The following is a 12,902-nucleotide window of genomic DNA, read 5'->3' as shown; positions in this document are numbered from 1 at the left end:
CAAAAACTGCTTTAATTCTGGGAGGTGGTGAAGGTGCGACAACGCGGGAGTTATTGCGTTGGAAAACAATCGAAAAAGTGATGATGATCGATATCGATGGGGATGTGGTGGCAGCTTGTAAGGAACATCTTCCCGAAATGCACCAAGGCACTTTTGATGATCCTCGTTTTGAGTTAGTTGTCGCTGATGCTTTAGAAGTTTTAGACACCACTAACGATCAATGGGATATTATTATTTCTGATCTGGTTGATCCCATCGGAGAGGGTCCTTCTTTCCCCCTATTCACGAAAGAATACTTTGAAAAACTACAGAGAGTTTTGGCCGAAAATGGCATTGTTGTTGTCCAATCTGGCCCGGTTTCTCCTCCTTCGGTGATGTATCATGCGCGTTTGGTGAATACTTTAAAAGCAGTTTTTCCCTACGTTCATTCCTATTGCGCTCCTACTCCTAGTTATGGTTCCCCTTGGGGTTTTACTCTCTGTGCTAATCATCCTTTAAATACTCGTCCCGATCCCGATGTGGTGGATGAATTAATCACCGATACAACTACGGGAGGATTACGTTTAATTGATGGCATGACTTTACTAGGAATGTTACAAACTCCTCTCTATATTCGTCAAGCTATCGCACAAAATACGGAAGTTTATACCCTAGCAAAACCCCCGAAATTCTTCGGTCAAGGAGTTATCAGTAATCAGTAATCAGTTATCAGTTATCAGTTATCAGTTATCAGTAATCAGTTATCAGTTATCAGTTATCAGTTATCAGTAATCGGGAGTCGGTCGTCAGGAGTCGGGTGATAGGGATTTAGGGGTTTAGGGGTTTAGGGGTTTAGGGAAATTTCAGCCAAATGCTCCACTTCCCCACTTCCCCACTTCCCCCCGCAACGCGCACGAAGTGGTCTCCCCATTTCCCCATTTCCCCATTTCATAATTTATAATTCATAATTCATAATTCCCACACCCCACACCCCACACCCCACACCTCACCAACAAACTTTTTTAGCAAACCCTAATTAGAAATCGATCGAGTCTTCGTGATTAAGAATTGTTTGCAGAATTTCTAGGGGAACAGTAGCAAAGTATTGCTGGAGAAAGTTTTCTAAGGCCACCGCTTCCAGAAATTGCTCAATCTTATTAATTTTTGCCTCATGATTGATTAATTCAAAGGATAAATTTTCTTGATTTTTCTTGACTTTAAAGCCATTTTCTGCTAAGGAAATTAATCCTAATTCTAGGGTATGATAACTGAGGTTTAAGCGGTTTTGTAATTGTTGACGGGAAATACTGGTTTTAGTTCTAGCTAAATATTTCCCAATCCCCACAAGGTTTATCCATCTGGTGTGAGCGGATTTTTTCAAAGGACTAGCATAGGCAAGAACTAACTTTTTATCCCGTAAAATTGCCTGTTGATATTCCCTAGAAAGTTTTGTCCAATCCCGGGGACATTCCCAGAGAAAAAGGGGATTTAATTGGTTAACTTCTTGATTAATTTCTCGATTACGATTGTCGATTAAAAAATCTTTTTTATTGCCATAGCTTAGGGATTCTTGTTGATAAAGTTGCAGAGCAATTAAGCGCACTTCATAGCGATTTTTGGAGGTATTAAAATCCAATTCTACTACGGCATCATAACGGGTATCGACAGCAATTTCATCTTTGTGATGACCCCACCACATACCCGGGAATCCCTGCTCGATAGAACTATCCCAGATATCAAAAGTTGTCCGGAGATAAGCGATTTTTTTGCCTTTTAAATCCTGAAGATTGTTATGCCAAAGATTGTGAAAATAACAATTTTGAATTAATAGCTTCGGTGTCGGATTACCCATCCCGCAGGGTTCCAGTAATTTTAATTCTCGAAATAGACTTTTTCCCAATTGGGAAACCGTCACCACTGCATCCACTTCTATCTGGGAAGAAAGGGAAGTTAAATCAATTCCTGTGCGTCGTAACTGTTGATTAATTCCCTCAATAAATAGCGGTAAATTTTCTATGGTTAAACTTAAACCAGCAGCCAAAGGATGACCACCAAAACGATGTAAAAGATGGGATTGAGAGGATACTAATTGATAAAGATCGATCTCACGAATTGACCGAGCGGAACCCTTAGCAAAAGGTGGTTCACTGGTACTTAATAAAATTGTTGGTCGCTGGTATTCTTGGGCAATTTGTCCCGCAACTAATCCTAAAATTCCCGCCGGCCATTGGGGATCATCTAAAATAATTACATTAGTGGTAGAAAGATCAATTCTCTCTAGTTTTTTCTGAACTTGTTTAATAATATCCCGTTGGATTTCTTGGCGACGAATGTTGGCTAATTCCGCTTGTTCAGCTAATTCATGACAACGCTTTTTATCTTCACTGGTGAGTAATTCCACACAAAATCTAGCATCACCATAAATGCGACTGACGGCATTAATTCGCGGTCCAATACCGAAGGATATATCCATCGGTCTATCTCCGGTTTTGTTACATAAATCCAGTAATTTTTTAACTCCTAAACGCTGAGTATTTTGGAGTTTTTGCATACCTTTTTGGGCTAAATAACGACATTCTCCCGTCAATTTGACTAAATCGGCAATTAAACCAATCGCAACTAAATCCAGTAAATTTTCTAGGGGTTTTCTGGGAATATCTGCAAGGGTTAAATACATCGCTTCCACTAATTTATAAGCAACAGCAACCCCAGAAAGATGATAGAAAGGATGGGTTTCCACAAAGTAGCGGGGATTAATCAGGGCAATCACCTCGGGGCGCTCGTCGGGTAGGGTATGATGATCGGTGATGATAATATCGATGCCTAAACTTTTTGCATAGTCAATTTCAGCGATATTCGTGCTTCCCGTGTCACAGGTGACGATTAAACGGGTTCCTTGATGCGCTAGTTTCTCGATACCGGGACAATTGAGGCCGTGGGATTCTTTTTGGCGATCGGGTATGTAATAATCTAACTGTTGATAGGGTGGGAAAAACTGCCCCAATCCTTCCCAGAGGACACTGGTAGCGGTGACACCATCGGCATCGAAATCACCCCAAATAGTCACTTTTTCACCTTTATTTAGGGCTTTTTCCAGTCTTTTGACGGCGAAGTTCATTTCTTGCCCAAAATCAAAGGGAGTTTTTGACTGATAAGCTTTCTCATCCAGAAACGTCCGCAGAGTCGCCCCATCTTGGACACCGCGATGCCATAATATTTGTGCCACGACGCTGCCATCCGACTCTGGGGTGCAGTCTTGGACTATTTTTAAAAACTCTTGGGGAAGCTCTACCGATGGGGGAATTTGCCAGTTAGACACGGGATATCAAGGAAAAAGTAAAAAAGGTGGCAGTTTTTGTGATTTTCCCTATCTCCATTTAGGGCTTGCTGAATAAATGTGAAATGTAGGCAAGGTAAGGGTTTTGTGGCTTTTCTCGCGAAACAGGTGCAAGATTTTGAGAGAATCGTGCTTCAAAACCTTGCGTCTTCATCAGCCCGCGTCCTGTAGGGGCGAAGCATTCGGACAATAACCTATCGGTGAAACCGTAGATTTTCTATCCGAATGCTTCGCCCGTACTTTTTGCCGCAAACCCCATTTAGCCACCACTAACGGGGGGAATTAAAACTATCTCATCGCCATTTTCGAGGATTTTCTCTCCCGAAACAAACTGAAGATTGACTCCAAAACGAGTAACATCGCGCCATCTTTCTAATTGAGGATAGGGGGCTATAATATAGTTTAACACTTCTGTAACGGAAGTGTGGGCAGGAAATTCGAGGTTTAATTGTGAAGTTTGATAGACTTCTTGATAAATAGCAAATAGTTTTACTGTTACCGTAATTTTTTCCATCTTTACATCAATATTTTTCTTAGGATAATAACATCAATTGGGAACCCTGTTCGGTTTTGCGGACTTCGATGCGATGTTGAAAAGCTTCTTTAAATTGGGGCATATGAGTTACAGTCAAAATACAGGCAAAATCGGCGGATATAGCGTTAATTGCCGCAATTAAGCGATCGCATCCTTCCGCATCCTGAGTTCCGAATCCTTCGTCAACAATGAGCATTTGTAGGGCTGTTCCGGCTCTTTGTGCCAATAATCTCGCTAAAGCTAATCGAATCGAGAAATTAATCCGAAAAGCTTCCCCTCCTGAATAGGTTTCGTAGGGACGAGAGCCGCGGGTATCACCAATAATAATATCTAAAGTATCGATTAACTTTTGTCGCTGTTTCTTCGTACCTTTACCGCTTTTTTGGGTTAAAAACTGCACATGAAATTGATTACCGGTTAAGCGAGCTAAGATATGATTAGTTTGTGCTTCCAACTCTGGTAAAACATTCTCAATCATCAGAGTTTGTAAACCATTTTTGCCAAAAGCTATGGCTAACTCTTTATAAACTGTATATTGTTTTTTAACTTTAGCTAAATCGCTCTCTTTTTCTGTCAGTTGTTTACCTAAAGTTTCCAGTTGATGTAACTTCTCCTCAACCCGACCTTTTTGGGAGAGCAATCCATCAATTATCTGTCTTCGCTGTTGAATATTAGTCGATAATGCGGCTATTTCTTGGCGATAGTCAGTCAAAGTACCAATCTTTTGAATAATATTTGCTAACTCCTGATTTATCTTTTGGCGATCCTCATTTCGCAGCTGTAATCTTTGCTCAATGTCAGCAATTTTAGCAGCTATTTCTGGATAATTTTTTTCTGCTTGTTGCCAATCTTGATACTGTAATCTTACCCCCTGTAATTGTCGGATCAGATTTTGAATATTCTGATGTTCACTGCGATCATAATTTAAGTTTTGAATAAGCTTTTCTAAGCGTTCAATTTCCTGTTTAAGTGGGGAATTTTGACCTAGTTCTCGTTTCTCCTGTTCTAGTCTAGCCAATTGGTTAATTAAATTAGGTTTCTCAGCATTGATATTAGCTAAACGACGGTTTGCTTGCTTAAGTTCTGATTCTTGAATTTCTGCCCAACGCCATCTTTTTTCTTCTCCTCTGACTAAAGCATGACTTTGTTCATCATAGTTTAATAGGGCGATTTCTTGATTGACAATTTGCAATTCTTGCTGTAATTCTAGGGCATAATTGCCACTGCTTAAAAGTGCTTCTAACTCCACAAGTATCTCCTCGGTTTTCTCTAGTTCTATTTCCTTTTCTTCAATAGTTTCTAACTTGACTTCTAACTGCACATATTTTTGTTGTAGATTCGATCTTACTGGCAATTCTTGTTTAATTTGGGCTAATTCCTCCCGTAAACGTTTTAAATCTCGATCGCAGTCTGCCATCTGTTCCTGTAGGGACCAAATTTGCTCTTGAATTTGTTCTTGATGTTGATGGGTTTTTCTGATTACCTGATGACGGTGATGACTGTCTAAATTCTGTTCACACAAAGGACAAACCGAATCGGGAATATTCAATTTTTCCAATTTATCAGTTAACTCTAAAAGTTGTTCTTCATATCTTTTCTGTTGCTCCAATAAACTTTTTTTATCCACTTGTTTAACGGTTTCCTTTTCTTCCACTCGTTCACAATAGATTTGTTTTTTATCTAATTCCTTAATTCGTTTGGCTAAATTGAGAGCTTCTTCTCTTAGTAGAGGAATACGAGCGATTTCTGTCTCTAATTGTTGCCGATTTCTTTGCAGTTGTTCCCGACGAGCATTAATTCTGGCTTTTTCCCGTTCCAACTGCATATTTAGATCAGCTTTTCTGCTATTTAAAGGGGCATATTTTAAAGCTAATCTATCCAATTCCTGAAGACGTTGACGATGATAATTTAACTTCTCTAATCCTGCTTGAATATCCCCCGCTTGCTCGATAATTTTTTGAGTTTCTTGTTCCTGTCTTCCCAATTCTTCTAAACGAGCGCTCGTTTGTTGGATGGGAAGGGTAAATTCGTTAATTTTTTGCTGTAATTTCTGTTCTAATTGTTGTTTATCATACTGGGCCTGTTGCCAAGCTTGCAATTGACTTGACAAACTGGCCTCTTTCTGGTCTAAATTGATTAGGCGCTCGTGTGCGGTGATAATGTCATTTTTGCGATGAAGAATAGTCCTTATTTGATTTAATTGATTGTCTAGACTAACTTTTTCCCGGTCTAATCTCTCAATTTCTGCTAATAAAGCTCGCTCCTGTTCTCTTTGCCACTGCAGCTGTTTTTCCCAATTCTGACGCTGATTTTCCTCCCCTTGCAGTTGCTGTAAACGCCGATTATTTACCTCTTGTTCTTGATTAATTTGGTTAATTTGGGTGCTTAACTCTTGCAGGTGTTCTTGATAAGAATTTTTCTCCTGAAGACGGAGTTTGATAGTTTCTACTTGCTGCTCAATCTGGAGGGACTGTCCATCGAACTGTTTCGATATATCCTTGGCTTTATTTGCTAAAATTTCATAGCGATCGAGTTGTAATAATTCTGCTAAAATCTGTTTACGACCACTGGGAGGCTGTTTCATAAACTCGTCCGCTTGTCCCTGTCGTAAATAAGCAGAATTAATGAAAGTTTTATGGTCTATTTTTAGATAAGTATTAATCTGTGCTTGGGTATCTTTAATACTTTTACCCGATAAAGGACGAAAACTTTGATCATTAATCACCTGAAAATCTAAACCAGAAGCTTTTCCCCCCCGGTGACGACTACGGATAATTTTATAGATTTCTCCCCCATAACTAAACTCGAAATCTACCCGCGCATAATCGCTGCCCGCATGAATCACATCATCACCAATCGAGACGCGACTCTCTCCCCAAATTGCCCAGGTAATTGCTTCGAGTAAAGAGGATTTTCCCGCACCATTGGCACCACAAATACAGGCAGTATGTAATCCGCGAAAATCTAGCACTGCCTCGCGATAACTGAGAAAATTTTTTAGGGTTAATTGTAGGGGAATCATAAGCTAGGGAGTGGGGAAGTGGGGAAGTGGGGAAGTGGGGAAGTGGGGAAGTGGGGAGAATGCAGTACAACTTAAAAATTAATCAGAGGATAAAAAACCGGGGAAAAGATAGTTTCAGCGCAATACATCTGGGTGAATCTATTCGGTATCAATAACTCCCTCCTGCAATAACCTCTGATCAAAGCTTAACTGAAATTCAGCCTGGGACAAATGCGCTTTTTTGGTTCTCCAGAATTCTCCTCACCATCATTACAACTTAGGCACTGTTCACAGATAAACGCTCAGGGTCCCTCGATTTGCTACTCTAAAGGAAAGATAACCGATTCTTAAGACCAAATCTATGAGCATTACCGAAATTAGCGTCCATGAACTCGCTCTCCGTTTAGCCGATCATGATCCTAATTTACAACTTATTGATGTGCGCGAACCGGAGGAAGTTGCCATGGCATCTGTGGCTAATTTTACCATTTTACCCTTGAGTCAATACCAAGAATGGTCGCCCACTATTGCCACCCAATTCAACCCCCAAGCGGAAACCCTCGTTATCTGTCACCATGGCATGAGATCCCTACAGATGTGCCAATGGCTACAAAGTCAGGGTTTTACTAATGTTAAAAATATTAACGGTGGCATCGACGCTTATTCCCTCCTCGTCGATCCTAATATTCCCCGTTACTAATTTTTATAGCCCCCATCGGGAAAAGAGAGGGGCAAACTATCCCTTTTCTCCCCACGGAGGACTGACTACTGATAACTGATAACTGATAACTGATAACTGATTAAGCGTTATACTGTCTAAAAAAATCTTATAAATCTTTATCTTAAGATTATTCCCCTATGTCCGCTAGAACCCATCTCAGCGATCGCTATCAACATATCTTAAAGGCGACAATTCAACATTATATCGCCACGGCCGAACCAGTTGGCTCGAAAACTCTGCTAGAGGAGTACAAATTTACGGTTAGTTCCGCCACGATTCGCAATGCTCTCGGTAAACTGGAAAAAGAAGGTTTACTCTATCAACCCCACACTTCCTCCGGACGCATTCCCTCCGATTGGGGTTATCGTCTCTATGTCGATGAATTAATGACTCCCGATGACCGTATCGGCGAAAAAATCGGCTATTATCTGCATCAAAACGCTAAATCTCCCGCTTGGAGTCTCGAAAGTCTGCTGCAACGGGCCACCCAATTTTTAGCCGGTTTAAGCGGTTATATCGCTATCGTTACCCTCCCCCACACCCTCACTAATACCCTGCGTCATCTGCAATTAATCCCCGTCTCAGCCAAGCAGATAATGTTAATTATTGTTACAGATAGTTTACAAACACGCTCGGTTATGATAGAGATTCCTGAGTCCATGGCAACGGACAAGGAGAATGGATTAGCAGAAGAATTACAAATCCTCTCTAATTTTCTGGGGGAAAAATTAAAAGGTTATTGCTTGGCAGATTTAATTAACCTCGATTGGCAGCAAATCGAGCGAGAATTTGCCCGTTATACCCATTTTCTCCGACAATTAAGCCAAGAAATCAGCGCTAGTCTCCAATCCACTGCCACCCCAGAGATTATCGTCCATGGTGTCGCTGAAGTCATTCGACAGCCAGAATTCGCCCAATGGCAACAAGTACAAATGTTGCTACATCTATTGGAAGCAGAACAGGATCGCCTTTTACCCCTGATTTTACAAAGACCAGAACCGGAAAAATCAGCTAAAAAAGTCAAAATCACCATTGGTTCCGAAAATCCTCTGGAATCCATGCGCCCTTGTACTCTTATCTCCGCTTTTTATAAACAGGGAGATACTCCCGTCGGTAGTGTTGGCATTATCGGACCGACGCGAATGTTATACGAAAATACTATTCCCCTAGTGGAATCCACCGCTAACTATCTCAGCGAGGCTATAAGTAAGTAGATATCCCCCGCAAAGGTTCGGGAATAGGACAATCGACAGTAAACTCTAAAATTGTCTCACCATCCCCCAAATAGCCAGAATTGGCAAAACAGAGCAACATCCGCACCAGTGCCACCCACACCTCCGCATCGAACTCCCAATCCTGTCCCCGACGCGCTCCACAGGCGATCGATTTTAGCGCCCAAAAATAACTATTTCTCACCACTGAACCGCCTTTTTTATAAACCGGTACATCCTCATGGTGAATATAAAGAATATCATCTTTAGCGATCGCTCTCATCGGTGGCTAGGAAAGTTGCAGGAATTTTCAGTTGACTGTCCTAGATAATAACATCTTTAGCGATCGCTTGCGTCGCGCCAGAAAACCGACTATAACATTTTTCTTTCTCACAAATATGAAGTATAATGTCATCGATAGCTAAACCGCAGTAAAAATGAAATCCTATCCAGTAGAGTTCCGTCAGAAAATCCTCGACTGTTACTATAACGAACCCATCTCTCAAAGACAATTAGCGAAAAGATTCTGCGTAACCCTAAGTTTTGTACAAAAGCTTTTGAAACAATATCGAGAAACGGGAGATGTTCGACCAAAGACTTATCGATGTGGACGTCATTTAAAACTCACTCCAGAACAGATGCTCGTCCTCGGTGAGTTAATTGAGGAAAATAATGACGCAACTCTAGCTCAACTATCAAAACTATTCCTAGAAAGAACTGGTATAGTGTTAAGTGTGGCGACAGTGGCAAGAATAGCCGAACGCTTGAGAATAACCCGCAAAAAAAACTCTACACCCACCCGCACAAGAGACAGAAAGGGCGTTGTCAGATCAGAAGAGGAAAGAACGTAGGTTGGGTTGAAGCATGAAACCCAACGCCTGCTCATGTTACGCTACCGCTAACCCATCCTACAAATAATTGTGCCTCCCTACTTAGGGTTTGCGGCAAAAAGTTTTTACTGGAGGCAGGGTGTAGAATAAGATTTCCCAGAAGCAATCTTTTTAATGTCTCATCGCTTCTATTATTTTCATGGTTTCGACGCTGACAGTACAGACTCTTTGTAGTAAGTCAATTACTGTTTCTTTATAATCGGCAAAGCGATAGTTATTAAATCTTTCGGCGATGGTTTGATCTTTGGGTTTCTTTTCTTTATATTGATCTAAAATCCATTCTAGGGCCGAACGATTACCGAGTTTATATTCCCAGGCAATTTTGGGAATATCTTGTAGGAAGATGATATCGTCGAGGTTGATGGAATTTTTTTCTCGGTCAGCTTTTAGTTTAGTTTTTGGTTTGAGGTTATTATTAGTATCGATGCGGGTTAGTGGGTAGGGTGCGACGGTTTCATAGTTGATATGTAATTCCATTAGTTTGCTTCCCCATTCTACCCATTGAGAGAAGTTATCATAAAAGGGAAGCCGGGGAAATTCTCGCTTAAGATTTAATTCGTATTTACTGCGATATTCCGGGTAGTGAAGGACAGCATAAGTGTAGTGGAAGATATCGAGTTTGGTGAGGTTTTTATCGTTGTAATGGTTTTGGAATTGTTGCAATCCCCAATCGGTGATATTATCGATGCGGTTTCCTTCTTTGTCGTAAGCATAAATAGTAATCCCTGTAGTATCTCTTGAACCATAGCCATAATCGAAGGGATACGTTGTTGCTTGAACACAAAATGGCACTTGACTATGTGCTGTAACACAAATACTTATATTGCCCAAATCACCAATTTTGAATAGATTCTCTAATTGGTGTAATCTATGTAAAACTGTTTTGTTCCAGAAAATATATTTTTGGGTAAATGGTCGAGTTAAAACAACAATAATTTTCTCTGGATCAAAAATTATTTCGTCTCCTCTAACAAGCTTATTTTCTAGCTCATCACTCCACTTTATTTCTCTACTTACAAAGTTTTTAATAGAAGTAATTTTTCCTGAATCATTCCATCGCTTCTGCTCTGAAGCATAAAACTGACAAAAAAACTCTAGCTTTGACCTTAAAGAATCAGGGTTAAAATCATACAACCACTCATCTCTAGCAGTTATAACCCCTAGCGAAAAGTTCCTGAAGATTGCTTTTTCATTTTTGCCAGTTTTAGTATCTTTGTTAATTAAAGGTAAAAGTTCATCAAAATCATTATTTTCATACAACCAATCATGATTATGGTTAGGCTGAATATGCTGAAAGTTTAAATTGTCAATTCTATTTTCATTTAATAATATTAGCTTATCTTTGGCTAAATCACTATCTGCCATCTTAAAATAGAAAACTTTTGCTTTTTCTTTATGGCTTGATTTTTTAACAAAGAAGCTAATGCATACACCTGCTTGAATCCCGAAAACATTATGCTTTGTACCCGAAATTTTAGTATTTTTTCTTACATCTCCTCCCAAATCAACCAACCATATTTCACTAAATTCTTGTAAAACTGTTTTCCTAAACCCATCGAATGTTTTTTTGTCTATAAAAGAGTTGTTAGTGATCAATGCAATCACTCCATCTTTATTTAATCTATCAGATGCCCATCTTAAGAAACGAGCATACATATCATAAGCTCTATTTTGATTTTGAGAGTTACTCACTTTTAGATAAGTATCTCGGATTCTTTTATCTATTTCTTCATAATTACGATTTGCATTATTGTCATTAGCATTTTGCTGCTTGGCATTATAAGGAGGATTACCAATAATTACAGAAATATTGCGGTCATTTTGATGTTGAATCCGTTGGGTATTCTCCACCGACATGGCAAATAAATCCATCTGCTTGAGATGAAAAGCAGCATGGTCCAGGGTATCGACAAAACAGATATGCTCAAACTCTTCATACTCACCCATCTTCTGCTTGTAGGTGAACTCAATATTCAAATTAGCGATATAATAAGGCAGAATTGCCACCTCATTACAGTGCATCTCATGCTTATACTTGTACCGTAACTTATCCTTCGGTAAATACTCAATTAACTCCGTCACAAAAGTTCCTGTCCCCGTCGCCGGATCTAAAATTTCTACTCCTGGATCCGCCAACAACTTACCAAAATGCTTGTGGACTAAATAATCGACACTTTCAATCATAAAACGGACAATTTCATTGGGTGTATAGACAATTCCCAACCGGTCCGCCGCTTTGGGATTGTATGCTTTATAAAAATTCTCATAAATCGCCTTGAGAAACTTCTGCTTCTCGTGGTGATTGTAAATATTCGCCGCTGTCCGCCGAATTACTGCATAATAACGTTCAATAGTCCCTAAAGTATTGCGCTTAGTATTACCAGTAAAGAAAGTTTCAATCACTCCCTGTAATTCCCTGGCGATATTATTTTCCCGGTGAAACTGAGACTCATTAAAAATATTGATAAAAATATCCTCTGTCAGAATATGCTGAATAATCATCTCCCGCACATCTTCCAGACTAATTTCTGGATTGATTGACTTGCGACAAATCTCTAAAAAATTGTCCCGCGCTGTCACAAAATTCCGATTCGTCTCCGACTGTAACGCAATTAAACCCCGCAACGCTTCTAAAATTGTTGGTAAATCTTCCTTAAAACTATCAATCGCCTCTCGAAAATCCTCAACCTCTGGACGTACATAATTAATAAAAGCATTAATAATCCCATCCAAAGCCTCATCATCGCGCATGGAGACGCGCAGTCTTTCCTCTCCTCCTTGAATTAAAACCGCCGTCTGGGAATCTTCAAATAAAATATTGTCATTGGGGTAGCCTTTCGCTAACTTTTTCTCAATTTCTTCATCTAAATTATCGTATTGATCCTTACTTTCCCAATATCCCCAATCTAACCGTAAAGCATCCTTAACCGTCCCGTCAGGATAGACAACTTTTCCCGACTTAGTGCGATAATCCAACTCCGGAATTAACAAAAAATCCCGCGCCTTGCAATAGTCATTTAATAAATTCTGAAAAGCGACTCTAATCGAAGTTTCCTTGCGACTGCCGCCATATTGAATAATCTTTTCAACTTCCGTCTGATACTGGCTGATTAATAATCTAGACATTGGCTTAGAGGAGGTAAATTAAATAGATTTTGGACTCTCTTATTCTTGGTGTGATAAGTTTAACCCATATAGGAGCGATCGATCTTTGTGTCCTTCGTGTCT

The 12,902-nt window shown here is 39.9% G+C and carries 9 protein-coding genes; 4 read left to right on the top strand and 5 right to left on the bottom strand.

Translation table 11 applies throughout. The features are described from left to right. Positions 1-701, top strand: a 701-nt coding sequence (locus tag O9324_RS10930; protein ID WP_288140194.1) for a spermine/spermidine synthase domain-containing protein, incomplete at its 5' end; no start/stop codon positions are given. 314 nt (positions 702-1,015) lie between these two features. On the opposite strand, the gene recJ is transcribed toward O9324_RS10930, so the two are convergent. From recJ to sbcC, 3 genes are all read right to left on the bottom strand, one after another. After that, positions 1,016-3,298, bottom strand: coding sequence for a single-stranded-DNA-specific exonuclease RecJ (gene recJ, locus O9324_RS10925; RefSeq protein ID WP_288140193.1), 2,283 nt, complete (start codon positions 3,296-3,298; stop codon positions 1,016-1,018). Positions 3,299-3,575: 277 nt separating this feature from the next. Beyond that, the gene (locus O9324_RS10920) at positions 3,576-3,830 is read right to left on the bottom strand and encodes a MoaD/ThiS family protein (RefSeq protein ID WP_002765748.1); all 255 of its coding nucleotides are present in this window, start codon (positions 3,828-3,830) and stop codon (positions 3,576-3,578) included. Between the two features lie 19 nt (positions 3,831-3,849). Beyond that, complete coding sequence (gene sbcC, locus O9324_RS10915) at positions 3,850-6,873, bottom strand: exonuclease subunit SbcC (protein WP_288140192.1); 3,024 nt, start codon at positions 6,871-6,873, stop codon at positions 3,850-3,852. Between the two features lie 340 nt (positions 6,874-7,213). Between sbcC and O9324_RS10910 the strand changes: the two genes are divergently transcribed. Together O9324_RS10910 and hrcA are read left to right on the top strand one after the other, a co-directional pair. Next, on the top strand, positions 7,214-7,552 hold the full coding sequence (locus O9324_RS10910; protein WP_002765745.1) for a rhodanese-like domain-containing protein: 339 nt from the start codon (positions 7,214-7,216) through the stop codon (positions 7,550-7,552). 158 nt (positions 7,553-7,710) lie between these two features. Continuing rightward, entirely contained in the window at positions 7,711-8,787 is a 1,077-nt protein-coding gene (hrcA, locus tag O9324_RS10905) for a heat-inducible transcriptional repressor HrcA (RefSeq protein ID WP_002765744.1), read from the top strand. Here the strand turns inward: hrcA and O9324_RS10900 are convergent. Then, the gene (locus O9324_RS10900; RefSeq protein WP_002760270.1) at positions 8,774-9,067 is read right to left on the bottom strand and encodes a hypothetical protein; all 294 of its coding nucleotides are present in this window, start codon (positions 9,065-9,067) and stop codon (positions 8,774-8,776) included. The genes hrcA and O9324_RS10900 overlap by 14 nt on opposite strands. A 154-nt stretch (positions 9,068-9,221) precedes the next feature. On the opposite strand from O9324_RS10900, the gene O9324_RS10895 reads away from it, so the two are divergent. After that, the gene (locus O9324_RS10895) at positions 9,222-9,635 is read left to right on the top strand and encodes a helix-turn-helix domain-containing protein (protein WP_288140191.1); all 414 of its coding nucleotides are present in this window, start codon (positions 9,222-9,224) and stop codon (positions 9,633-9,635) included. 150 nt (positions 9,636-9,785) lie between these two features. Here the strand turns inward: O9324_RS10895 and O9324_RS10890 are convergent, their stop codons facing one another. Further along, entirely contained in the window at positions 9,786-12,800 is a 3,015-nt protein-coding gene (locus O9324_RS10890; RefSeq protein WP_288140190.1) for a type ISP restriction/modification enzyme, read from the bottom strand. Positions 12,801-12,902: the final 102 nt, after the last annotated feature.

Source organism: Microcystis sp. LE19-84.1B (assembly GCF_027531875.1).
Lineage (GTDB): Bacteria > Cyanobacteriota > Cyanobacteriia > Cyanobacteriales > Microcystaceae > Microcystis > Microcystis panniformis.
The sequence above is the reverse complement of the archived record's forward strand: the minus strand, read 5'-3'. Positions and strand labels throughout refer to the sequence as shown.

Excerpts from the sequence above, each read along its gene's own strand:
- O9324_RS10920 (WP_002765748.1), bottom strand. The coding sequence starts at position 3,830 with ATGGAAAAAATTACGGTAACAGTAAAACTATTTGCTATTTATCAAGAA.
- sbcC (WP_288140192.1), bottom strand. The coding sequence starts at position 6,873 with ATGATTCCCCTACAATTAACCCTAAAAAATTTTCTCAGTTATCGCGAG.
- O9324_RS10910 (WP_002765745.1), top strand. The coding sequence starts at position 7,214 with ATGAGCATTACCGAAATTAGCGTCCATGAACTCGCTCTCCGTTTAGCC.
- hrcA (WP_002765744.1), top strand. The coding sequence starts at position 7,711 with ATGTCCGCTAGAACCCATCTCAGCGATCGCTATCAACATATCTTAAAG.
- O9324_RS10900 (WP_002760270.1), bottom strand. The coding sequence starts at position 9,067 with ATGAGAGCGATCGCTAAAGATGATATTCTTTATATTCACCATGAGGAT.
- O9324_RS10895 (WP_288140191.1), top strand. The coding sequence starts at position 9,222 with ATGAAATCCTATCCAGTAGAGTTCCGTCAGAAAATCCTCGACTGTTAC.
- O9324_RS10890 (WP_288140190.1), bottom strand. The coding sequence starts at position 12,800 with ATGTCTAGATTATTAATCAGCCAGTATCAGACGGAAGTTGAAAAGATT.